The 24,738-nt window shown below is 59.6% G+C and carries 17 protein-coding genes; 8 read left to right on the plus strand and 9 right to left on the minus strand.

Features of this window, described 5'->3' with window-relative positions; all coding sequences use genetic code 11:
• The first annotated feature begins 130 nt into the window (after positions 1 to 130).
• Positions 131 to 928, plus strand: coding sequence for a hypothetical protein (locus HS122_00405; protein ID MBE7536857.1), 798 nt, complete (start codon positions 131 to 133; stop codon positions 926 to 928).
• Positions 929 to 993: 65 nt separating this feature from the next.
• Here HS122_00405 and hemB read toward each other — a convergent pair whose 3' ends face one another.
• A complete protein-coding gene (hemB, locus tag HS122_00410) occupies positions 994 to 2,010 on the minus strand; it encodes a porphobilinogen synthase (GenBank protein ID MBE7536858.1) in 1,017 nt (338 codons plus the stop codon).
• Positions 2,011 to 2,244: 234 nt separating this feature from the next.
• Here hemB and HS122_00415 point away from each other — a divergent pair, with 234 nt between their 5' ends.
• Genes HS122_00415 through HS122_00425 form a run of 3 tightly spaced genes read left to right on the plus strand, consistent with a single transcriptional unit; the run spans position 2,245 to position 6,166 of the window.
• Positions 2,245 to 3,675, plus strand: coding sequence for a cysteine--tRNA ligase (locus HS122_00415; protein MBE7536859.1), 1,431 nt, complete (start codon positions 2,245 to 2,247; stop codon positions 3,673 to 3,675).
• A gap of 45 nt (positions 3,676 to 3,720) precedes the next feature.
• Positions 3,721 to 5,628, plus strand: coding sequence for a threonine--tRNA ligase (locus tag HS122_00420; GenBank protein ID MBE7536860.1), 1,908 nt, complete (start codon positions 3,721 to 3,723; stop codon positions 5,626 to 5,628).
• A 25-nt stretch (positions 5,629 to 5,653) separates the two neighbouring features.
• Positions 5,654 to 6,166 carry a tetratricopeptide repeat protein gene (locus tag HS122_00425; protein ID MBE7536861.1) on the plus strand — a complete coding sequence of 171 codons (513 nt, stop codon included), beginning with the start codon at positions 5,654 to 5,656 and terminating at the stop codon, positions 6,164 to 6,166.
• A 32-nt stretch (positions 6,167 to 6,198) separates the two neighbouring features.
• Here the strand turns inward: HS122_00425 and HS122_00430 are convergent, their stop codons facing one another.
• From HS122_00430 to HS122_00440, 3 genes are all read right to left on the minus strand, one after another.
• A complete protein-coding gene (locus tag HS122_00430) occupies positions 6,199 to 6,537 on the minus strand; it encodes a P-II family nitrogen regulator (GenBank protein ID MBE7536862.1) in 339 nt (112 codons plus the stop codon).
• Positions 6,538 to 6,602: 65 nt separating this feature from the next.
• A complete protein-coding gene (aspS, locus tag HS122_00435) occupies positions 6,603 to 8,390 on the minus strand; it encodes an aspartate--tRNA ligase (protein ID MBE7536863.1) in 1,788 nt (595 codons plus the stop codon).
• Positions 8,391 to 8,438: 48 nt separating this feature from the next.
• Positions 8,439 to 9,869 carry a hypothetical protein gene (locus HS122_00440; GenBank protein MBE7536864.1) on the minus strand — a complete coding sequence of 477 codons (1,431 nt, stop codon included), beginning with the start codon at positions 9,867 to 9,869 and terminating at the stop codon, positions 8,439 to 8,441.
• 179 nt (positions 9,870 to 10,048) lie between these two features.
• Between HS122_00440 and HS122_00445 the strand changes: the two genes are divergently transcribed.
• The gene (locus HS122_00445) at positions 10,049 to 11,671 is read left to right on the plus strand and encodes a serine hydrolase (GenBank protein ID MBE7536865.1); all 1,623 of its coding nucleotides are present in this window, start codon (positions 10,049 to 10,051) and stop codon (positions 11,669 to 11,671) included.
• 35 nt (positions 11,672 to 11,706) lie between these two features.
• Here HS122_00445 and HS122_00450 read toward each other — a convergent pair whose 3' ends face one another.
• A complete protein-coding gene (locus HS122_00450) occupies positions 11,707 to 13,587 on the minus strand; it encodes a TonB-dependent receptor (GenBank protein MBE7536866.1) in 1,881 nt (626 codons plus the stop codon).
• Positions 13,588 to 13,955: 368 nt separating this feature from the next.
• Between HS122_00450 and typA the strand changes: the two genes are divergently transcribed.
• Positions 13,956 to 15,773 (plus strand): translational GTPase TypA, encoded by a 1,818-nt coding sequence (typA, locus tag HS122_00455; GenBank protein ID MBE7536867.1) that lies wholly within the window; start codon positions 13,956 to 13,958, stop codon positions 15,771 to 15,773.
• A 17-nt stretch (positions 15,774 to 15,790) separates the two neighbouring features.
• Here the strand turns inward: typA and HS122_00460 are convergent, their stop codons facing one another.
• The 4 genes from HS122_00460 to gcvT form a co-directional block, all read right to left on the minus strand.
• A complete protein-coding gene (locus HS122_00460; protein ID MBE7536868.1) occupies positions 15,791 to 18,940 on the minus strand; it encodes an efflux RND transporter permease subunit in 3,150 nt (1,049 codons plus the stop codon).
• 76 nt (positions 18,941 to 19,016) lie between these two features.
• Entirely contained in the window at positions 19,017 to 20,120 is a 1,104-nt protein-coding gene (locus HS122_00465) for an efflux RND transporter periplasmic adaptor subunit (protein ID MBE7536869.1), read from the minus strand.
• A gap of 36 nt (positions 20,121 to 20,156) precedes the next feature.
• On the minus strand, positions 20,157 to 20,540 hold the full coding sequence (gene gcvH / locus HS122_00470; protein MBE7536870.1) for a glycine cleavage system protein GcvH: 384 nt from the start codon (positions 20,538 to 20,540) through the stop codon (positions 20,157 to 20,159).
• A gap of 87 nt (positions 20,541 to 20,627) precedes the next feature.
• The gene (gene gcvT / locus HS122_00475; protein ID MBE7536871.1) at positions 20,628 to 21,731 is read right to left on the minus strand and encodes a glycine cleavage system aminomethyltransferase GcvT; all 1,104 of its coding nucleotides are present in this window, start codon (positions 21,729 to 21,731) and stop codon (positions 20,628 to 20,630) included.
• A 343-nt stretch (positions 21,732 to 22,074) separates the two neighbouring features.
• Between gcvT and HS122_00480 the strand changes: the two genes are divergently transcribed.
• Positions 22,075 to 22,434 (plus strand): hypothetical protein, encoded by a 360-nt coding sequence (locus HS122_00480; GenBank protein MBE7536872.1) that lies wholly within the window; start codon positions 22,075 to 22,077, stop codon positions 22,432 to 22,434.
• 94 nt (positions 22,435 to 22,528) lie between these two features.
• Entirely contained in the window at positions 22,529 to 24,700 is a 2,172-nt protein-coding gene (locus HS122_00485) for a TonB-dependent receptor (GenBank protein ID MBE7536873.1), read from the plus strand.
• Positions 24,701 to 24,738: the final 38 nt, after the last annotated feature.

The raw sequence follows: 24,738 nt of genomic DNA on the forward strand, positions 1-24,738 counted from the left end.
GACAAATCCAGCTACCACAAGCCTGGCACAGAATCGAACCATCCTGAAAAAAAACAACTTCCCTGTTTGACTCGCAGCGAAACCCGCGTTTTTGCTGCCCAAAATTCTTCACGCTTCATTCTCACATCCTATGGCCAAATCCTCCGGCATTCTCGATTGGTGCACCGTCCGCCTTGGCGAAGATCACAATTGGTGGGTTCGCGAAGTCAGCGATCCGGTGCGTTGGGATACCGACGGCCTGAGCATCATCGATCCCCGCCAGGTCACCCATCTGCTCGAACTCGTCGAGCCTCTGCGCGACTACGGCTTCGATCAGGACCTCATGGACGCCGCCTTCATATCATTCCGCATCGACAAGGATCTTGGCGATGGACGTGTTCGCCTTAAACGTGTGAAGGAATCCATTTTCGAGTCGGAGGAAAAGCTCTTCGCACTGCCCGACATTCTCGACGAGGAAAACGGCCCCTACGCTGACCTCCTCGATCACCTGACCCGCTGTCGCGTCAAAATGCTCAATGACCTCTTTGACTTCGAGCAGAAGCTCACTGTCGACGAAGTGGAGGACGAGATTCGGGAGGACCAGAACGCGGAATTCATGGAGGGCAAGGCCATTCACTCCTTCGAGGAGCTCTGCACCATACTGGATTTCGCACCGGCCGGCTGGGACAACGAGGAGGAAGGTGAGGAAAAACCCAGCGTCGAAGAGGGCGACGACGAAGATCTGCCCGAGATCGACGAAGAGGATGAAAAGGCGCTCGAAGGAGATGCCTCCCTCAAATGGGACGAGGATGAGGAATCCGATGAGGAAGAGGAGTCCGACGGCGAAGATGACGAGGATTCCGATGAGGACGACGAAGATTCGGACGATGCCGACGATGACGAGGACGAAAAACCCCGCAAATCGAGCGGCGCCAGAAAAAAGCGCTGATCCGGCCGCCCTTCGATGACGGAAACAGCCCGCTGCCGACAGCGGGCTCCTTTCGTCGATTTCGCCTACTTCGCCGCCAGCAGGCTCGCCATTTGCTTTGCAAAATAGGTCAAAATCATGTCCGCACCCGCGCGCTTGATCGCCAGCAGCGACTCGTGCCGGACTTTCTCCAAATCCAACCAGCCCCGCTCCGCAGCGGCGTGAATCTGGGCATACTCGCCAGAGACCTGATAGGCCGCAACCGGTCGTAAAGTCGCATTCCGCACCTCCCGGATGATGTCAAGGTACGCGCCGGCCGGCTTCACCATGAGAACGTCAGCCCCCTCCGACTCATCGAGCGAAACCTCCATCAGCGCTTCGCGCCGATTGGAGGGATTGATCTGGTAGGTGCGTTTGTCGAGTAGACGCGTCCCGGCTGCACTAGCGCTTCCCACGGCGTCGCGAAAGGGCCCATAATAGGCCGACGCAAATTTGGCTGAATACGCCATGATTGCCGTTTGAGTGTGCCCGGCCAAATCAAGCGCCTTTCGTATCGCCCCAATTCGCCCGTCCATCATGTCGGATGGCGCAACAAAATCCACACCCGCGGCCGCATGCAAAACCGCCATTCGCGAAAGAATCTCAACCGTTGCGTCGTTCTCCACGTCGCTACCAGAAGCATTGAGAACCCCATCGTGCCCATGACTCGTGTAAGGATCCAATGCGATGTCGGTCATCACCGTCATCTCCGGCAGGGTGCTCTTGACCTCCCTGACTGCCCGCAACACCAGCCCGTCCTCATCGAGGGCCGCCTTGCCCCTGGCGTCCTTCAAATCCAACGCCAGTTTTGGAAACAGGGCAACCATGCTCACGCCCGCATCCCGCAAGGCCCTGCATTCCTTGACAAGATCGCGGCAACCATACCTGAACACTCCCGGCATTGACGCAATGGGATCCGGCGGCGCGCTTCCCTCGACAACAAAAAGCGGCGCGATGAAGTCCGCCGGTCTCAGCACGGTTTCCTCCACAATCCCCCGAATTGACGACGTGCGACGCAGGCGTCGCGGGCGATGAACCAGATCCAGCTTGAAATCGGAGCGCATAAAAACCTTGTACCAGCACAAAATTGAAGCACGCAAGATTCGGCCTCGCCACTCGTTTCCGCTTCCTGGAGCAGTCAATCAATGCCGCCGCAGACCGATTCCGCAGATCACGAATGCAAATGAGACGGCCCGGCGGGGCCGAACGTGCGCAAGACGGTTGCGTGGGTTCCAAAGTCGAAAAAGACGTTCCGCTTTTCAGGATTACCTGTTAGCCTGCCCGCTTATCTCCACTTCATGGCCTTACGACTTTTCGACTCGATGCAGCGTGAGCTTCGCGAACTCCGCAAGCCGGACCCCGCGAAGCCAACGGACCTGTTCACATTCTACAACTGCGGCCCCACCGTCTACGCTCCCGCCCACATCGGAAACTTTCGGACTTTTCTCATCAACGATGTGCTCCGCCGGATGCTGGAACTCGAATACGGTCCGGAAAAGACAAGGCACGTGCGCAACCTGACCGATGTCGATGATCGCACCATCGGACAGGCCCGCAGGGAGGGCCGCCCCCTCGGTGAGATCACGCGCAAGTGGACCGAGGTCTTTCATCGCGACTGCGCCGCGCTCAACTGCCTGCGGCCACACTTCGAACCCACCGCCACCGGACACATTCCCGAGCAGGTGAACATGATCGAGGTCCTGATGGAAAAGGGCAACGCCTACCGAGCCGCCGATGGATCCGTCTATTTCAAGGTCAGCTCGTTCGCGGATTACGGCAGACTCTCGCGCATCAAGGAGCGTGAACTCAGGGTCACCAACACGACCTCCGACGCCGACCACAAGGATGACTTGAGCGATTTTGCGCTTTGGAAGGCCCACAAGCCCTCGGAGGACGGCGAAGTGCAATGGCCCGGCCCGAAGGGAGCGGCCGCGGGGCGTCCGGGATGGCACATCGAGTGCAGCGCGATGAGCAAGAAGCTCCTTGGCGACACCATCGATCTGCACACGGGTGGAATCGACCTGCTCTTTCCCCACCACGAAAACGAAATTGCCCAGAGCCGGTGCTGCAACGGAGCGGCACTCGCCCGGCACTGGTACCACAGCGAGCACCTCCTCGTGAACGGGACAACCATGAGCAAGAGCAAGGGCAATTTCTACACGCTCACCGATCTCACCGACAAGGGCTTCGCCCCCATGGCGGTTCGCTACGCGCTCCTGGCGGGCCACCCGCGCAAGCAGCTCAACTTCACCCTCGACTCCGTCCACGCCGCGGAAAGCGCGCTCAGGAAGCTGCGGGCGCTCGCTGACAGAACCATCGCCGCCGCGGGCAGGACCGTGGCCGATTTCTACAATGTATCGGAGATCCTGTTACACCGTGCGTCTCCCGATCTCGAGTCGTGCGGTTTTGCAAGCCTGCAGGACGACCTGAATACACCGGGCGCGCTGGGCGAGCTCTTTTCCGAGCGCGATGCCCTGCGTGGGTCAACGCCGATCAATCAGTTTCGCAGTCTCGCCCGCACCGTCTATGCCTTGGGCTTCGACCTTCATCCGGTCGCGGCTCCGGCCGTTGAGATCCCCGACAAGATTCAGCAGCTCGCGAATCAACGCTGGACGGCGAAGATCGCGCGTGACTTCAAGGCAGCAGACGCACTTCGAGCCGAAATTGCCGCCGCTGGCTGGACGATGCTCGACCGGAAGGACGGCTATTCGCTCGAGCCCGGAAAATAGGGCGACTCCGCCCCCGCTCACTCACATTCACGACCCTCTCCTCTCATGGCAATGTCACCACTCGAAGAACTGCGTCATTCCGCCTCGCATGTCCTTGCAACGGCGGTCCTCCGCCTGTTTCCGGATGCAAAGCTCGACATCGGACCACCCACCGACAGCGGCTTCTACTATGACATCGACCTGGATCACAAGCTGACCAGCGACGACCTCGGGAGGCTCGAGGTCGAAATGAAGAAGATCGCCGATGAAAACCAGCCCTTCATCAGAAAGGAAGTCAGCCGCTCCGAAGCGGTCGAAATCATCACCCAGCGCCATCAGGAGCGCTACAAGCTGGGACGCCTCGCGGACATTCCCGAGGGAGAGGCGATTTCCTTTTACCAAAACGGCGAATTCATGGATCTGTGCGCGGGAACCCACGTCCGCTACACGTCGAAGCTGAAGGCCTTCAAACTGCTCTCGATCGCCGGCGCCTATCACCGCGGTGACGAGAAGAACAGGCAGTTGCAGCGCATCTACGGCACCGCATTCCAAACGAAGGAGGAACTCGCCCAGCATTTGGAGCGGCTCGAGCAGGCAAAGGCCCGCGACCATCGCAAGCTGGGCAGGGATCTCAAGCTCTTCGTCATCGATGAGGATGTCGGCCAGGGGCTGATCCTGTGGACGCCCAATGGATCCATACTCCGGCAGGAACTGCAGAACTTCATCGGCGAGGAGCTGCGCAAGCAGGGATACAACCAGGTTTTCACGCCTCACATCGGCAAGCTGGAACTCTACAAGACTTCCGGACACTTCCCCTACTACAAGGACTCGCAGTTCAGCCCCGTGGTGGAAAACGAATCGCTGGCCGCAATCGTCAGGGAAGGCTGCAGTTGCGCCGACATGGTCGCCCGGCTCGACGCCGTTTCCTCAAAGCTGCGCGAAACGGTCAACGCCCGATCAGGGCGCGAGGTCATCCCCGTCGATCGCGTGCTCGATGCCGACAAGCTGCTGGACGGCTTCATGCTGAAGCCGATGAACTGTCCTCATCACATCAAGATCTTCGCCTCCCAGCCTCACAGCTATCGGGATCTTCCCGTCCGCCTTGCGGAATTCGGCACGGTCTACCGCTGGGAGCAGAGCGGCGAGCTCAACGGCATGACCCGCGTGCGAGGATTCACCCAGGACGACGCCCACCTTTTCTGCACCGAAGCCCAGGTCGGACAGGAGGTCCTTGGCTGTCTTTCCCTCGTGAAGGTGGTCCTGACCACTCTGGGGATGAGCGACTATCGCGTCCGGGTGGGCCTGCGTGATCCCGATTCAAACAAGTACACCGGTTCGGCTGCAAACTGGGATAAGGCGGAGGCTGCCTGCCGGGAAGCCGCAAGAACGCTCGGAGTGCCCTTCACGGAGGAGCCTGGCGAAGCCGCCTTCTACGGCCCGAAAATTGATTTCGTGGTGAAGGACGTCATCGGTCGCGAGTGGCAGCTCGGAACCGTCCAGGTTGACTACAACCTCCCGGTTCGCTTCGGACTGTCCTACATCGGAGCCGACAACCAGGCGCACACGCCGGTCATGATTCACCGCGCTCCCTTCGGATCGATGGAGCGCTTCTGCGGCGTGCTGATCGAGCATTTCGGGGGAGACTTTCCGGCCTGGCTCGCTCCCGAACAGGTTCGCCTCGTGCCGATCAGCGACAAGGTTCTCGATTACGGCCAGTCCCTGCTGCACCAGCTGCGCGAGGCCGGGGTTCGCGCATCGCTCGATGAGCACAGCGACAAGCTCGGCGCAAAGATCCGACGCGCCGAGCTGGAAAAAATCCCCTACACCCTCGTGCTTGGAGCCAAGGAGGCGGAGGCGAATTCAGTCAGCGTGCGTTCGCGCGCACGCGGCGACGAAGGCGTCACTCCCTTCATCCAATTCCTGGAAGGTCTCACCCTGGAAATCAGGAATCGTTCACTCCCGGGGAAAAGGTAGCGCATCGTGTTTCTCTCCTTTTGGCATGGGCTGGAAACCTGAACTCGACGCCATAGTCGGCGCCCGCCACGGCGGACGCGTGGCTGGCATTCTCGAGCAGCTTCAACGGCTCGACTCCAGGCACCCAAACATCGCGGAGATCCAATACCAGGTGGCCTGGACCCTCGACAGCCTTGGTCGCAGCGACGAAGCTGCCGTCTGCTACGAAAAAGCCATTGCGCTCGGACTGGCGCCCAACGACCTCTCAGGCGCATTGATCGGGCTGGGCAGCACGCTGCGCCAAACAGGCAGACTCGAACGGGCCGTCGAGGTCCTGCGCAATGCGAGGAGGCAGTTTCCGGAAAATCGCGAGATTGATGCCTTCCTCGCCCTCGCCCTGCATGCGGCGGGCCGGCATGATGAAGCCATTGTCACGGCCTTGACCGTATTGATGGAGACCTCGGAGGATCCCGGGATCACCGCCTGCCAGCGTACACTGAGACACCAGTTGCCTCCATTTTCTCCGGCAAGCCCGGGCCCCGCCGACGAAATGCGTTGACTGCCTGGGCGCCCCATTTGGCGCATCCGGCTTCAGACCGCCGCGTCGCCGCGCTCGTCGGTGCGAATGCGCACCGCTTCCTCCAGCGCGACCACAAACACCTTGCCATCGCCGATCTTGCCCGTCTTGGCCGCTTTCACGATCGTGGTGACCGTCTTGTCGGCGATGTCGTCCGTTACGACTATCTCGATTTTGACCTTGGGAAGAAAATCGACGGTGTATTCACTGCCACGGTAAATTTCGGTGTGGCCTTTCTGGCGACCGAAGCCCTTCACCTCGCTGACAGTCATGCCTTCGATGCCGATCTCGGCCAACGCGGTCTTAACCTCCTCCAGCTTGAACGGCTTGATAATGGCGATGATGAGCTTCATGCGAATGGGAAAATGCCTTGGGTTGTGAAGACGGTAAGTCCGAATGCGGGAAGCGCAAGCGTTCCTTACTCGGGAAGCACCGTTTGAATGTGCAGGTCCTGGAGCTGTTTCGGAGTGACGGCTGTCGGACTCTGCGCCATCAGGTCCTGGCCCTTCTGAGTCTTCGGAAATGCAATGACATCACGGATGCTGGTCGTTCCGCACAGCAGTGCGACCATGCGATCAAGGCCGAAGGCAATCCCTCCGTGCGGAGGCGCACCATAGGTGAAGGCCTTGAGCATGTAACCGAACCGACTCTCGACGACATCCGCGGGTATCTTCAGCACATCCTCGAAAACCTTCTTCTGCAGGGCGGGTTGGTGAATGCGGATCGATCCTCCACCGAGTTCCATCCCATTCAGCACAACGTCGTAATGCTGCCCGCGCACGCGCTTCGGGTCGCTGTCAAGCAGGATGGCATCCTCGACAACCGGAGCGGTGAAAGGATGGTGCGTGGCAAGGTATCGTTTCTGTTCCTCGTCGTAGCTCATCAGAGGAAAATCAACGACCCACAGGAAGCGCCAGTCGTCCGCGCGCAAGGCAAGTTTTCCCCGCTTCTGAAGGAGTCCCGCGGCATCCAGGCGGATCCTTCCGAGAATCGCGCAGGCCTTCTCCCATTCAGCCGCCGCAAAAAACACGATGTCCCCGTCCTCGATCGCCAGGCGACGCGTCAGCTCGGCGCGCTCCGCCTCGGTGAAGAATTTGACGATGGGCGATTTCCATTCGCCTCCTTCCACCTTGATGAAGGCAAGGCCCTTGGCTCCAAGCGACTTTGCCACATCCTCAAGTGTCTTGAGCTCGCCCTGTGTGACATCGGCCAGACCTTTTGCGTTGAGAGCCTTGATCACGCCGCCTCCCGCAACGGTCGCCTGAAACACCTTGAACGCGGAGTTCCGGAATGTCTCGGTGAAGTCGACGAGCTCGAGCGCGAAACGCACATCGGGCTTGTCCACGCCATAGCGGTTCATCGCGTCGACAAATGCCATCCGTGGGAAAGGTGTCGGAAGATCATGGTCAAGCACGTCCTTCCAGACCTTCTTCAGCATGCCTTCAAACAGCGCGTACACGTCCTCGCGTGTGATGAACGAGGCCTCGACGTCCACCTGGGTGAACTCCATCTGGCGATCCGCGCGCAAGTCCTCATCCCGAAAGCAGCGGGCAATCTGAAAGTACCTCTCGACACCCGCCACCATCAGGATCTGTTTGAACTGCTGGGGCGACTGCGACAGCGCGTAGAACTGCCCCGGATGAATGCGTGACGGCACCAGGTACTCACGCGCGCCCTCGGGTGTGCTCTTGAAGAGCGCGGGTGTTTCAACCTCGATGAATTCCAGGCTGTCGAAATAGTCGCGGATCGCCTTCGTGGCTCGGTGGCGCACCTGCAGGTTCTTCCGCATCTTCGGCCGCCTCAGGTCGAGGTAGCGATAGGTCAGCCTCAGATCCTCATTCACCTTGTCGCCTCCCGCGTCATCCAGCGGGAACGGAGGCGTGTCGGAAACATTGTGAATCGTGAGTTCCGAACCGACGACTTCAATCTGCCCCGTGGGCAGCCCCGCGTTCACAGTCCCTTCCGGACGCGCGGCCACAATGCCCGTGATGCCGATCACCGACTCCGGCTTCAAATGGGCGGCCTGCGCTCCAAGCGAGGGGTTTTCGTGCGGATCAAACCTGACCTGGGTGACACCCTTGCGGTCCCTCAGGTCGATGAACAGGATCCCGCCGTGGTCGCGGACGGAATCCACCCAGCCGAGCAGGGAAACGGTCGATCCAAGATCGGCGGAGGAGAGCTGGGCACAGTGATGGGTGCGCTTCATGGACGTAGGAAGGGACGATCTAAGCGGGCGCGTTGGCGACCCGGCAACCTAAATTCCTGTGGGCAGCAGCGCCGCATCCTGCATGCCATGGATGATTTTCTTGTCCGGTGGACAAAAGGTCGCGAGTGCTCCGCTCAGTCGTGGCTCCCCGTCGACGACAAAATAATACGGACAGAGACGGAGCCTCCCCGATGAATTCAGCACCGCATGACCCGGCTCATTCGAGTAGATGGGATGCTGCACGCGTCGCGGCTTCATGTAATCCTGCAGGATGTGCAGGTGCGCGGGTGCATCGGCCATGGCGATTTCCAATCCCGCCTGCCACTCCTCCCGCGAGCAGTCGCTGCCGAGTATCACGCTCCTTGCTCCCCAGGCGGTTTCGTGAAATCCCGAAATCTTGATTATCAGATCGCGCTCCTTTTGCGAAGCACCTGCAAGCTGGCGCCAGTCTGTCAACGCCCTGCCGCCAACCATGGGACCCTCCAATACAGCGCCCGGTGGCAACGCCACGTCGTCCATGACCCACGTGCGGGGTATCATTTTTCTCAGAAGGATGAGTGAGGCTCGTCCAAGATTTTCAGACCAGAAATCCTGCAGCCTGTGATGGTGAAAAAGCGCAAACGACAGCTTTTCCTCCTGAAACGCCCGCATCGGCGGCACAATGGCAACCTCTCCCGCAGCCCATGCTTCGAGCATGTACTTCGCCGTGGGGATGTTTTCCAAGTCGAACAACTCGAAGAAGCGATAGATCACGTCGATCTTCTCGGGGTTGCCTTCCACATCAAAGCAGAGGGTTGTTCCAAGCGGAAAAACCTCATCCGGCTCCAGACAGAACACCCGCTTGCCCTGGAGTTGAAGCTGGTGGGCGAGCCATTCCATTTCAGGTCGATAGGTTCCCGCTTCATCCGAAACCACGATTGCGATCAGTGGATTGCGAATTTCGGGCCGGCTGGATGCCATTGCAACGTGGAAATTCCGAACCATTGCGTCATCAGCACCAATGATGCCTGTACTCGCCGAACCTGAAAGCGGAGCACCACCGGCGCCACCGCCGGAATAGAGCCGGTTCAAGAACCCGGTGAGACCGATTCCCCCAGGAACCGAATCGAGTTCGCTCATGACGAATCCTTCGTCCGTCAGCAGCAGATCGGGACGAAGCACCGCCGGAAACACGCCCCGATTCGCGGGATCTCGTCCATACGCCACGATGCTGGCGGGTTTTCCCCGGTCCAGATACTCAGCCACCCATGGGGCGAGCAGCGACTTGTTGCGGAGCAGGTTCTTTCCCGTGGCCGAGCGGAGATAGAGCGTCTCGAGCGCCTGATGAAATTCCAGGCAGACGGTTCCAATTTCCTTGAGCTGCTCGAACTGCTCCGCGGTGATTTTCCATGCCGAGGGTGACAACTGCCAGGTCTTGGCCTCAAACAAGGGTTGGTTCGCAAGGGCCTGCCTTATCGTCTCGTAGGAAAATTCGGACATTGTGAGTTGTTGGCTTTGGCACGAATGCCGCAAAATGGTACAAGCCAGCGAAACCAGCACGTAACAGCAAATCGTTCAATCGAAACCCGGTCGACCCGACTTGATATCCATAACCACGCGGTGCTTTCGTAGTCGATCGCCCAGGGGGGCCCCGCATTCGAAATCCACGCGTCAGCTCAATGAAACAACATTTATCCATCCTGCTGATGGCACTTGGCCTTCTCAACGCCTCCGCCCAACCGCCTCCAGACGCTCAACTACAGTTGGATGCATGGGCGGGAGGTCAGTCTGGCGGCGTTTCCGTCGCATGGATCGATCGCGACGGGGAGTCACTCTTGAGCACGGGTCACCTCGACACCGCCGCATCGCCGTCGATGACACCGGACACGTTCTTCGAGATCGGCTCGATCACCAAGGTTTTCACCGCGCTCCTGCTCGCGACGACCGAGCGCCAGGGCAAGGTCGGGTTGCAGGATCCCGCCTCAAAATTTCTCATCCCCTCCTCGGACCCGTCCCAGGAATACCTGCGCAGGATCACACTGCTCTCCCTCGCGACCCAAAGATCCGGTCTGCCCCGCCTGCCATCCAATCTCGCCGGAGGCGTTGGCTCCAGCCTGGACCCCTACGCGGACTACACGCGGGGCGACCTGATTGCAGGCCTTCGTTTTCACGGCAGGAACGCAGAGCCGGAAAAGGGGATTCTGTATTCAAATTTTGGATTCGCAGTGCTTGGCGAGGCGCTCGCCTCGGCGTGGGGTGTTTCCTATGACGAATCCCTCAGGGATCAGGTTCTGACGCCGCTCGGGATGAAGCAGTCCTGGCTTGGTCTGGTTGGGAAGGCCTCCATCAGGAAGCTCGCTCCCGGTCTGAGCGGCGGGCCTGCACCGGAGTGGAAATTCCTGGCCTTTGCGCCCGCGGGCGCCCTTCGCAGCTCAGCGCGCGAAATGGCCCTTTTTGTGAAGGCGGCGCTCGGCCTCGAGGAGTCGCCTCTCCACGCCGACTTTGAGCTCTCCTTCAAGCCTCAGGCACCCCATCCGGACATGGGGGGCAGCATTGGACTGGCGTGGATGCTTTTCGAGAACGGATCCGACTCATATGCATGGCACAACGGCGCGACTGCCGGTCACCGCTGTGCGGTTGTCCTCAATCTCACCCAGAAGCGCGGCGTAGTGGTGTTGACCAATCTGTCAAAGCCTCCCGAGTCGCTAGCATTCTCCCTGCTCGGAACACCTGCCCCGGCTCCGAGAACGCGGATCGCCAATGCGATCGACTACGTCGCAGTGTATTCATTGTCGCCTGCCTTCTCCATCACGATCACCGAGCAGGGCGAATCCCTGCTCGCGCAGGGAAGTGGACAGGGAAAACTCCTACTTCGTCCTGTCGCCGAAGATCGCTTCGCGACCATTGGCGTGGCCGCAGAGATCGTTTTTGAACGAGATGCGAACAAGCGGGTGACAGGACTGACTCTGCACCAGAATGGCACCGAAACCCGGGGATCCCGTCGGGATCTGCCAGCCCCTCCGAAAGAGACGACGCTCTCCGCCGCGATTCTCGCGGAGTATCCGGGCGAGTATCCCGCAAGCCTTGCCTACGTCTTTCGCATCACCCTCGAGAATGGCACACTCTTCATTCAGGCTGCGGGGCAGCCGAGGCTTCCGCTGACCGCTTCGGCCAAGGACGAGTTCTTCAGCAGGAACATCGATGTCCGAATCTCCTTCTCTCGCAATGAAGCCGGCAGGATAAATGGTTTCATCCTGCGTCAGGGGACTGTTGAAGTGAAGGCCAACCGGACTGCGAACTAGACGATGCTCAGTCGCCCTCCGCGCGTCGGCCTGAACTACCAGCGAAAATTCACTCCCGTTGAAACCTGCCTCCGACCTGCCGGCACGGCGGGCACTTCCTCGAAATTCTCATTCCACAGGTTGTCAACCTGCACGCCAAGGGTCAGCCCTCGCATCACAGGCGGCGAGTAGTAGGCGCCAATCAAGCCGATTATCGCTTCATCGCCTCCCTCCCGACGCAGCGCGTTGTCCTCCTGAATCCGGAACTCATGATCCGCGCGAAGCTCCCATCCACGACCGAGCCGCAATGTGGCGGAAGCCGTCAACCGGTGTTTCGGAAAATTCAGCGCGTAGAAACTGGCGTCAACCGTCGCCGAACCGTAGTCTGATTCCCGGTGGAAAAAGGTGTAGCCCAGTGCGAGGTCCAGCCTCTGAACCTGCCGGCGCAGCACAAGTTCGACGCCCGACGTTTTCAGGTCCACAGGACTGGCGGTTCGCGCCGTCACTCCCCGGCGATAGGTCCAGTCAACCAATCCATCATCCCAGCGATGGAAGACGGCCGCCGACGCCGCCCAACCCGCCCATATGGCGCTGCCGCCGACCTCGAGATTCCGAGCTGCTTCGCGCCCGAGATCGGGGTTCCCCCGAAAGAGTCCCGCTCCGCTCGCTGAATTCAGCGCCGTGTATGTCGGGGTCTGGGTTGTCCTTGAGAAACTGGCGTACAGGCGATTCCACCCATCCGTCGCCAATGGTCTCCGGATCGAAATTTCAGCAAGCGGAGAAAGCGACGATGCATCGCGATTCGTGTCGTCGTAGGACAACCCCGCCTTCGCTGTGAATTTTCGGTCCGCATTGAGCTGCCAGGAGCGTTCGGGGGCCGCCACGAGTTTCAGGTGATCCCGCTGGCGAAATCGACCGGCGGTGAGCGAGGTGGACTTCAGGGCATCTCGGATGACCGTTCCTGTTCCATTCCAGACGATGTCGCCGACAGTCCTGCGCAGTTCCGCGCTGGCTCCATACACCCAGGTCGTATGCTGAAACGGATGGACCGTTCCCAACGGCAGCAGCCGGTTGAAGGCATAGTCATCCTTGTTGCGACGATAGTAGCCCCCCGCTTCGAAAAAATCCCCGTTCTGCCCGCTGATGCGATGGTTCAGCATGAGAAGCACCGTCTGAAGCCTGTCGGTTTCCAGGGAATTGAATGGTGTGTAGAGGTTTCGCCAGCCGAAAAACTTCGCCTGGTATCCTGCATAGAGGTCCGTCTGGCTTCGCGGCCCGGACAGCTGAATCCGCGTTCCGACACGCGAAAAGTCATGATCCCCGTACGGTCGCGTGCCCTGCGAACTCGATGCCCCCCACTGCGCGTCAGCTCCGACGCTGTAACGCCCATCCCCAATTTCGCGACGACTGCCTTGATAGAACTCGGCCCGCCAAAGTGAAAACTCTCCGGCACCCACCGAAATGTATCCGTGATCCGAAATCGGGCGCCATGAATACGCCACAGTTCCAGCACCCGCATTCCATCCACGCAAGGCGTTGTCGTACCCGGTCAATATCTCCGGGGCTCCAAGCATTGCAGGTGCAATGGGAATCTCGGCAAAATAGTGTCCGGTCTGTGGATCATGGATCGATGAAGCGCCCACCTTGAAACCGGTCTGCTCAAAAATGCCACCGCGAATCGCCACGTCGGATTGCCCCTCGGCCATGTTCCGAGCCAGCACATCGACGAGCGGCTCAAACCTGAGCGCAGTGACCGGAGTGGGAAATGTTGAACCCGGTTCCCAATTGGCCACATGAAGAGTGCCAACGGCGACCGCCGGCAACTCGAACACGGGATTCGATGCCTCGCCCGCGTGGGCGTGCATGATGCCGAATGCAAGAATCAGGCCGAATTCAAAAAGCACCCCTGCGCGCCGCGCAAACTTCACTCCGTTCATTTCTTGAATCTGCTCAAACGCATTATGGAAAGCCAAGCCTATTGTTAATCATAATTACAATCTGATTAACAATATGTTCGACATGATGTTGAGCCGAAGCATCCTGAGGCAGCTGCAGGTTTGCTGCAGGCCGCCACCTCGGATTGCGGACGAATCTGCAGTCGAACGCCCACGGAATCGGAAACTGATCGGGTGTCCGGCCCCATGGACGAAGCGCAACGGTCTACGAATCAACCGTTAATCAATCCATGCATCATCTGGAAGTGTTCGAAGCACGAAGAGAAACCGGGCTTCCGCCTTGCCATAAAAATCCCGCACAGGCACGCTGTCGGGTTTTTCAACCCGCAGCCCCGGCTGCGAATCGATCCATGAACCAGGAAATCAGAAACATCGCAATCATCGCACACGTCGACCACGGGAAGACAACCCTGGTGGACAAGCTTCTCAAGGAAGGCGGTGTCTACCGGGCAAACCAGCACGTCGAGGAACGCGTCATGGATTCGATGGACCTGGAGCGGGAAAAGGGAATCACGATCAAGGCCAAGAACACTTCGGTCCACTGGAAGGACAAGACCATCAACATCGTCGACACCCCCGGCCACGCCGATTTCGGCGGCGAAGTGGAACGCGCCCTGCGCATGGTCGACGGTGTTCTCCTCGTGGTCGACGCCTATGACGGCCCTCAGGCCCAGACCCGTTTCGTGCTTCGCAAGGCGCTGACTCACGGACTCAAGGTCGTGATCGTCATCAACAAGATTGATCGCGACAACGCCGATCCCAAGAAGATGTACGAAAAGGTGCTCGAGCTGCTGCTCGAGCTCAATGCCACCGAGGAACAGTTCGACGCCCCCGTCGTTTACGGCTCCGGACGAGACGGCTACATGATGTACCATCTTGGCGACGAGCGGAAGGACATGACGCCGCTGTTTGAAACAGTGCTGGACCACATCCCTCCCCCCTTCGCCAAGCCGAACGAGCCGTTCCACATGCTTGTCTCCAACATCGACTGGAGCGACTACGTCGGCCGAATCGCCGTTGGAAAAATTCTAGGCGGCCGGGTGAATGTCGGCGATCCGGTATTCGTCATTCGCCACGCGGATGGCCAGCGGATGCGTGGCAAGATCACCAAGGTGTTTGAATTCACAGGTCTCGGGACGCGTGAGAATGATTCAGCCTCCGCGGGAAACATCGTCGGACTCTCCGGCTTCGAGGACATCGACATCGGCGACACGCTGACCGCTGACGAAAATGGCCACGCGATGCCATTCACCCAGATCGATCCACCGACGCTGGAAATGCAGTTTTGCGTCAACGATGGACCGCTGGTCGGCAGGGAGGGCAAACTTGTCACTTCACGCCAGCTTCGCGACAGGTTGTTCCGCGAGCTCAAGACCAATGTCTCGATCAGCGTCGAGGACAGCGACAAGGCCGGCGTCTTCAACGTCAAGGCGCGCGGTGCCATGCAGATCGCCGTGCTCGTCGAAACGATGCGACGGGAGGGATTCGAGCTCCTGGTCTCGCGGCCGACTGTCATTGAAAAACATGTGAACGGTCAGCGGCTCGAACCCTTCGAAACCGTCTGGATAGAGGTTCCGGACGAATGTGTCGGTGCGATCATGCAGAACCTCGCCAATCGCAAGGGACAGCTTACCAACATGGAAAAGCTCCCTTACTCGACCATGATCGAGGCAACCATCACCACCCGGGGGCTGATCGGCCTTGAGATTGATGTCATCAACGCGACAAGTGGCCGAGGCGTGACCAATCACTTGTTCAAGGAGTACGGTCCCTATGCGGGAGAAGTTCTCACCCGCCTCACCGGCACCCTCATTGCAACGGAGGCCGGGGAGACCACTTCCTACGCGCTGGTGATGTGCCAGGAACGAGGCAAACTCTTCGTGGCCCCAGGCGAACAGGTTTACGAGGGCATGATAGTCGGCGAAAACCCGCGCAACGAGGACATTCCGATCAATGCTGTCAGGGAAAAGAAGCTGACCAACTTCCGCTCACAGGGTGAAGGTGTGGCGACAGGACTGACCCCGGCCACCAAGCTCTCCCTTGAACGCGCCATCGAATACATCGCCGCGGACGAATTTGTCGAGGTCACGCCAAAGAGCCTGCGTCTTCGCAAACGCATCCTCAGCGCGACCGAGCGCCGCAAGTACGAGCGTTCTGGAAAAGTGTGATCGAACGCTCGACCCGGCTACCCCGCGTTCACTGAACGCTCGGCTGCGGCCGAGGTTTCACGCTCGATCTCCAGGGCCTTGGTGAGCCCCTGCGCGCTTCCGTGTCCGGTCACCTTGAAGACAATCCTGTCGACAACAATGTAGGCGATCGGAACGACGAAGAGGGAGATGGCCGTGGCGAGCGTCAGGCCGCCAACGATCACAAGGCCCATCGGATTGCGCGATTCCGCACCCGCACCGGTCGCAAACGCGATCGGCACCGCTCCAAGCACCGTGGAGATCGTGGTCATCATGATCGGACGGAAGCGAAGCGATGCCGCCTCATAGGCGGCGTCAAATGCGCTCTTGCCATGGAGTTGGAGTTCATTGGCGAACTCGACTATCAGGATGCCGTTCTTGGCCACCAATCCGATCAGCATGATCAGGCCGAAACGCGAAAAAAGATTGTCCGTCATCGCGGGTCCCCAGAATCGCGTGCAATACAACACCATCAGCCCGCCCGAAATCGCCAGGATGATCGCCGTGAAAATCGTGATGGGATGTATCCAGGATTCAAATTGCGCGGCCAGAATCAGGAACGTGAAAACCAGCGCCAGACCGAAAAGCATGAATGTGTCACTCGAGCTGTCGAGAAAGTCGCGGGTCTCTCCATCCCAGGCGTAGCGGTACCCGGCAGGCAGGATGCTCTTCGCCTTTTCCTGCATGAATGCAATGCCGTCTCCCATGACCTTCCCCGTCGCCAGCTGGCCTGAGACGGTGACCGAACGCAGTCGGTTGAGATGGGGATAGCTTTCCGGCACCACATCCTCAATCGTGGTTACGAGACTCGCCAGCTGTATGAGCTGCCCGTCGCGGGAACGCACATAGAGCTTGCCGAGATCGGAGGGCGTCACGCGTCTGTCGTCCTCAACCCGAACCACAACGTCGTACTGCTGATTGCCACGCTGAAACTGGGTGACGCGTTTGCCGCCGAGCAGCGATTCAAGCGTGCCCGCAATCTCGCTGATGGGGACCTTCAGGTCCGCGGCAAGCGCCCGATCGATGCGAACCGCAAGCTGGGGCTTTGTCGGCTGCGGATCGATCCTCGGCTGAAGAAAGATGCCGCTGCGCCGCATCTCATCCAGAAATTTTGCCGCCGTCACCTGCAGCGTGCGAAAATCGGCCCCCTGCAGGACCATCTGAAGGCCGGAGGCATCCCGGCGGCTGCCAATGGGGCGCACGGGGGATGGAAAGGCAATGCCCCCGGTGATGTTCGCACTGAACTTCCTCCGCAGCTCCGCGATCAAGTCCTGCGTCTTCCTCGTCCGCTCCTCCCACGGCTTCAGCGTCGCGAATATGAACGCCCGGTCCGGCGCCGTGCGGTGAAACGTGCGATCCACCTCCGGGATGTTGAGGATCATGCGCTCCATTTCCTTGGAGTAAACCTGGACATAGGCCGGCGTTGAACCAACCGGCGGAATGAACTGCGCCGTGAAAATTCCGCGGTCCTCGACCGGTATCAGCTCCCTTTGGAGCCTGGTGTACAGCCACAGCCCCAGGCACGAAAACAACAGTGCGAAAATCAGCACAAGCGTCTTCGCCTTCAACGCTCCTCGAAGCATCGCCGAATACCCGCCGTTGACCCATGCAAAGAAGGGTTCAGTCCGGCGATAGATCCAGCCATGATCAGCCAGGCCATCCTTCGTTCGCCTGGCCTTCAGCATGCGCGAACAAAGCATCGGAGTGAGGGTCAGCGCCACAAACGCGGACACCAGCACCGCAATGGCAAGCGTGAAACCGAACTCGTAGAACAGGCGGCCGGTCTGACCGGACTGGAAGGCGACCGGCACAAACACCGCCACCAGCGTCAGCGTCGTCGCGATCACTGCAAACGCAACCTGCCGCGCTCCATGGACCGCCGCGGATATCGGCTTCTCTCCTTCCTCGATCCGCCGATAGATGTTCTCGAGCATCACGATCGCGTCATCCACCACAAGCCCGACGGCCAGCACAAGCGCCAGCAGAGTGAGCACGTTCAGCGTGAAATTGAGCCAGGACATCACCGCGAAGGCCCCCACGATGGAAACCGGAATGGCAAGGAGGGGAATGAATGTCGCACGCCAGTCGCGCAGGAAGAAGAACAGCACAAAGATCACCAACAGCGTCGCCTCACCAAGCGTCTTGTAGACCTCCTTGACCGAACGATCGACGAACACGCTGGTGTCATAACTCACCGTCAGCGTCACCCCTTCCGGCATTTCGCGCTGAATCGAGGGAACCAGCGCCTTGATCGCATTGGCCACGTCCAGCAGATTCGCCTGCGACTGCCGGATGATCAGCACGCTGACCGACGACTGTCCCCTGAAGAAAGTCTCACTGCGAAGATCATTGATTCCCGCCCCAAGCTCCACACGGCCCACGTCCGAGAACTTGATCTGGTAGCCGCCTCGTGTCGCCAGGACCAGATTCTCGAAGTCAGCGGTCTCCGACATGTTGCCCTGCACCCGAACAGTGAATTCGCGGGAGACCGACTCGATGCGCCCGCCCGGTATTTCCACGTTCTGCTGTCGAAGTGCGCTCTCAATGTCGGCAACTGTCAGCCCGTGGGCCGCGAGCCGATCACTGTCCACCCACAGTCGCATCGTGTACCGGGGTCCTCGAATCACAACCGAACCCACGCCGGGCACGGTTTGGAATCGTTGCACGGCAAATCGATCCGCGAAATCGTAGAGTTCCAGCCTGGAAAAGGTGTCGGATTTGAATGAAACGGAGAGTATGGGACTGGCGTCCGCCTCGACCTTGGAGACCTGGGATTCCCGCGCCTCCTGCGGAAGATTGTTGCGGGCGCGCGATACGCGGTCACGCACGTCGTTGGCCGCCTCATCCAGGTTTCGATTGAGATTGAACTCGAGCGTGATGCGCGACTCACCCTCCACCGAACTCGACCGAAGAAACCGGATGCCGTCTATCGCCGAAAGATCCTTTTCGAGCGGCTCCGTGATTTTCGACTCCACCACCTCGGCCGAGGCGCCCGGATAGCTCGTTTCGACCGAAATGACCGGTGGATCCGTCACCGGATATTCACGCACCGGCAGATTGCGAAACGAGAGCCCTCCCACAAGGAGGATGAGTATTGACGCAACCAGACAGATCACCGGCCGCTTGATCGATAGGTCGGAAAGTGTCATGGGTCTGGCGAGGGTCGGGCCGGGGTGGAACTCGGGAGGGAGGTCGGGGATGCGCCGCGGTCCCAGCCTGCGTGATTCAAAGCCGAAACTCCTCCTTGAGAGGACGCATTTCAAGTTTTGCCCCGGGAAATAGTATCAAACTGCCAACCCCTGATGCCACAATGTGCGAGCCTTCAGTCAGTTCTCCCTTGAGAGGGGAGACCTCCACAAGGCTGCGGGAGCGAAGTCCAAGGCGCACGGGCACGAATTCCGCAATCGTTTCTCCATTCACCTCCTTCGCCACGATGAGCGTGGTGCCATTGGTCGTTGTCAGTATCGAACCCTCCGGAACAGCAAGAACCTTTTGACGGACCTCGAGCACCACCTCGATGTTTGCGAACATGCCCGGCTTCAGGCTGGAAGGTGGTTCGATGAGCAGCCCCTTGACCGAGCTGGCGCGAGTCGATCGATCGATGACTGAGCTCACAAAATAGACCTCGCCGTGCACCTGTCTGCCTCGCTCCAGTGAACTCGAGGATACGGAAAAAACCGTGCCGGGATGCACCTTCGCAAGGAACCGTTCCGGCACCTGAAACTCGATTTTCAGCCTGCTGAGATCATCAATGCTCGTGATCGATGTCTGACTCGTAACGTAGTCTCCGGGAGACAATGCACGGGCTCCGACGATGCCATCGAACGGAGCCTTGATCTCCATCTTCTCAAGTCGAAGGTTCAACACGGCAAGGTCGGCCTTGGCGGAGGCAAACTCCGATTTTGCCCGGTCAAATTCAGCCAGCGTGGTTGACTGCGTCTGCCTCAGGTTTTCCGCACGCTGGAGACTCAACTCCGTGAGCTGGTACCGCGCTTCCGCCTGCGCCAGTTGGGCCCTCAGTTCCGAATCGTCGATCTTAAGCAGGACGGCACCCTTCTTGACCGGCTGACCTTCCTCAAAGAAGATTCCGCGTACGATGCCGGAAATTTCGGCTCGCAGTTCCGCGGATTCGTTGGGCGCAACCGAACCAACCACGTTCAGCGTTTCCGACAAGTCCATGCGCCTGACCTGGGTTACTTCCACGGGCTGTCTTTCCTCCCGTGGAGTCCCCCCACGGGTGCCCCCCTTCCCCGCCTGCGTTTCACGCCTGGCGCATGCGCCCAGCAGCAGCGCGATTGATGCGGATAGGCATGCAAGGAACAGCTTCACAGGCGATGATGGGACTGGAATGCCTCCGCCCGCTGCCTACTCCGTCAATTTGCCATAGGCCAGCGCGTCAAACAGGGAGCCAAGATCGCTCCCAGCGTCCGGCCGCAACCGCATTATCCAGCCCGCTGTATAGGGATCCTGATTCACCGTCTCCGGTGCCTGCTCCAACTTGAGATTGGCCGCAACCACTTCACCCGCAATCGGAGCATAAAGATCGGAGGCAGCCTTCACACTCTCCACGACTCCGAAGACCTCACCCGTCTTGAATCTGCTTCCCACCTTGGGAATCTGGACGTAGGTGATGTCGCCCAGCGAATTCTGTGCATAATCGGTGATTCCAACAAGAACCGTTCCGTCGCTTTCCTGTTTCACCCACTCATGCGATTTTGCGTAATGGAGATCGGCCGGGATTTTGCTCATAGTGCGTAAAGGGGCTTGTTGAAACCACCATTGGATCCGAGGAGACATCCTCAGATCAAGTTGGATTTGGATGCAATTCGATGCCTGTCAGGTCGATTTTCGGAGTTCAACAAAGGGAGGTTTTACGCGGATCAATGGCAGCCGCGCCCCTCGAATCTCCGCAACCAGCGGAGTGCCCGCGGCAGCGGCATCCACGAGCGCTGATCCAATCGCTTCATTGAGGATCGGGGACAGAGTACCGGAAAGAACACGCCCAACCGGCTCCCCTTCCTGGGACAGCACGGCAGCCTCGGCTCGCACAATGCGCCGGTCGCCCGTCCTGAAATAAACAACCCTTTTTCCCGGGCCGTTCTTCTTTTCCTCGAGCAGGGTCGAGCGCCCGATAAAATCCGCTGATTTGTCGAATTTGACGGTCCATCCAAGCCCGGCGGCGATGGGAGAGATCTGATCGGACAATTCATGGCCATGGAGCGGGTACCCCGCTTCAAGTCGGAGCGAATCGCGCGCGCCCAGGCCCGCCAGCTCAAGCCCATGCGGCAGGCCCGCGGCGACCACCGCCTCGGTCAGCATCACCGAATCCGAGGCAGCGTGATACAGCTCAAATCCATCCTCCCCCGTGTAACCGGTGCGGCTGATGATGCATTGCACACCCGCCACCGTGCCCTCGACAAAATGGTAGGTTTTCACGCAATCCAGCCGGGCACCCGTCAGGCCCTGGACAATGAGCGATGCCAGAGGTCCTTGGATTGCAATCAAACCGTAGTCACAAGAGCGATCATTCACTGTCACTGCAAAACGCCCGGCTTCAGCCTCCAGCCAGGCGAGATCGCGCGCGATATTGCCTGCATTTATGCAGAGAAAGTAGTCCTCGGGAGCCCGCTGATAGACGAGGAGGTCATCAACCACTCCCCCGGTCGGATGACACATCGGCGAGTAGAGGACCCGCCCCGGGAAAAGTGATCCGACGTCGTTCGTGATGACGTGGTTCAGGAAATCGGCTGCCCCTGGTCCCTTGACGTCGACCTCGCCCATGTGGGAAACGTCAAAGAGCCCGGCGGCCTTTCGGACAGCCTTGTGTTCCTCAAGAATGCTCCTGTACTGCACGGGCATTTCCCAACCGGCGAAATCCACCATGCGACCGCCATGGGCAACGTGAAATTCATGCAGGCTTGTCCGTTTCAAACTACTCATTGCGCGCATCACGCCTGACGCACGTCCCATGCGCAAGCGCGCAGTGAGCAAAGGTACAACTGACAGAAATCGACCTACCCGCCTGCTTGGTCGGGTCCATAGCCATTTTTTCTGCTTGGGTAAATTACTGGCATCCATGGGCTCCGCTTTTCCAACATTCCGAGAGATGCCGATTGCATTCCTACAGCTGACTGCTCTGCAGTCGCCATAACGGGAGTCATCGAAAACGCAAAAGGCACCGACCAGCCCCAGTTTCTGCCAGGCTACGGCCGCGGCCTCTACGCGGGCCTTTCATATGCCTATTGAAGCCGGCCCTTGACGACTGTGCAATAATGCCACCGACATGACGGCTGTGAGAAATCCGGCATTGAGCACACTTGGTCGAATCCTCTCGACCAGCTGTGCGCTGCTGGTTGTTGCGCTGGCCCTCATGTCGGCGAGCCCGGCGCTTCACGACTGGGCGCACAACATCTCCGGCGACCATGCCACGCACGATCACGCAGCCGGGCAAGACAGTTCCGATCACGGCTGCGTGGTGGTTTGGTTTGGAGCCGGGCTCACCGTGGCGAATCCCACGGTCGCGCCGGATCGGCCTCCGACGTGCAACCTCGCGGAGCCAGTCCACCGAAGCGCACTTGCGCACCCTCGCCGAGTGTCCGGATTCCTGCCACAGGGCCGCGCGCCGCCCAAGAGTCTGAGTTGAATGGTGGTCCGAGACGCCGCAATGGCGTCCCGGTTTGGACATCAATGCCTGCAATGCGCGCACTGAAAGCGCGCGTGCATCAACCGGATTCAGCATGAATGTTGTACGATTTTCGTTTTCCGCCTGCATCGCAACCACGACCCTTTCCGCGCAAACCGCACACTCCCGGCAACACTCCGACGAGGAGCCCCTGCACCTCGACCGATTTGTCATCTCGACCTCGCCCTACGCACGATCCCAGGACGAAATCGCCCAGTCTGTTTCAGTCCTCGATGGCAACAGACTGGCGCAGCGCCAGGCCACATCGCTGGGCGAACTGCTGGCGGGTGAAACCGGCGTGGCATCCTCCTATTTCGGCCCGGGAGCGAGCCGGCCGATCGTGCGGGGCATTGGAGGCGATCGCCTGAAGGTTCTGGAAAACGGCGTCGGCACGATTGACGCATCCATCACAAGTCCGGACCACGCGGTCTCCCTCGATCCGCTCCTGATTGAGAAGGTCGAGGTCGTTCGCGGCCCCGCCGCACTGCTCTATGGGGGCAATGCGATAGCCGGTGTCGTGAACACCATCACGCACCGCATCCATGAAACCAGACCGGACAAACCCCTCGAAGGTCGCCTCGAGGTCCGCTCGCAATCCGTCAACGATGAGAAGAGCGCCGGACTGCTGCTTGAAGGCGCCGCCGGCGCATTCGCCTGGCACATCGATGGATTCCGCAGGTCAACCGCTGATCTGAAGATTCCGGGGTTCGCCGAGAGCGCACGCCTCCGCGCGATCGAACAGGACGAAGGCGAAAACGGCAGCGACCCGGAGCGCGAGGCCCACGGCCGTATTCCCAACACCGCCATCCATTCGGATGGAGGCGCGACCGGTTTGTCCTGGATCGGGCGCGACGCTTTTGTCGGCTTTGCCTGGAGCGGCTACAACACCCTCTATGGCATCCCATCGGGCGCGCACGATCATGAGCAGGAGCAAGGCGACGGGCATCAGGCAACCGACGGCCATGGGATGTCTGCCGGCGGCGCCGATGCTGAAGAAGGAGTGAAGATCGACCTCGTTCAAAGGCGCTTCGACGCACAAGGTGCGCTCACCCGCTCGATTGGAGTTCTCCGCGGCGTCCGTTTCAAGGCGGGCTCTTCAAACTATCGCCATCAGGAAATCGAAGACGGCACAATCGGAACGGTATTTCGCAACCGAGGCTACGATGCCCGCGTTGAGATTCTTCACCAGCCCATCTCCGGATTCTCGGGTGAGATGGGCTGGCAGGGCTCCCACAGCGACTTTTCCGCATTGGGTGACGAGGCATTTGTTCCTCCATCACGCACCGACGCCCAGGCCATGTTCCTGCTTGAGGAAGTGTCGACTGGAAATGCCACGCTTCAATTCGGTGCGCGACTGGAGACCCAGGGGATTGCCCTGCGTGACGGCTCAGGTTTCACCCATCGGGAAACGCTGCCCAGCCTTTCGGGTAACTCAGTCTGGAGACTGCCGGGAAACTGGATCCTCAGCGTTTCGCTTGCCCGCAGCACGCGTTCTCCGAACGCGCAGGAGCGGTACGCCAATGGGCCGCACCCTGGAACCAACGCCTATGAAATCGGCAGCCCGGATCTCGACGTCGAAACCTCGTACTCCATCGACACTGCGCTCCGCCACCGGATCGGCAGGATTACCGGAGCAATCACGCTCTTCGCCAATCGATTTGACGGCTTTGCCTACGCAAAGCCCACGGGACAATTCGCAGTTTCCCAGGACGACAAGATGGTGCTCCTGGTGGAGGCATCCAATCCGGCCTCAGACCAAGGTCTGGCCGTTTATCGATATGCCCAGACGGATGCCACATTCATGGGAGTCGAAGGCGAGATGTTCCTCCACCTGCACGAAAGGGGAGTCAACACGCTGGATGTTCGCCTCTCAACGGACTATGTTCGCGCCCGGGATGATGACTCCGGAGACCCTCTGCCTCGGATCACTCCCCGGCGGACCAAGGTCGGATTGGACTGGGCGCATGGTCCAGCCAGCCTCTCGGCCGAAGCGCAGTTCGTATCCGCCCAGCACCGCGTGGCCAGCCATGAACTTCCGACCGACGGCTACACACTCCTGAACGCCGATGCCAGCTACCGCTTCGCCACCGGTCAGGTGGACTACACAATGTTCATTCGTGGATCAAACCTCGGAAACGAAGAGGCCCGCGCCCACACATCCTTCCTCAAGGAAATTGCTCCGCTTCCCGGCCGCAGTGTGAATCTCGGAGTCAGGATGAGTTTTTGACGACACTTTCGCCCGGACGGCACCCTTCGGTCCACCAA

This window comes from Opitutaceae bacterium, assembly GCA_015075305.1.
In the GTDB taxonomy this organism is placed as follows: domain Bacteria; phylum Verrucomicrobiota; class Verrucomicrobiia; order Opitutales; family Opitutaceae; genus UBA6669.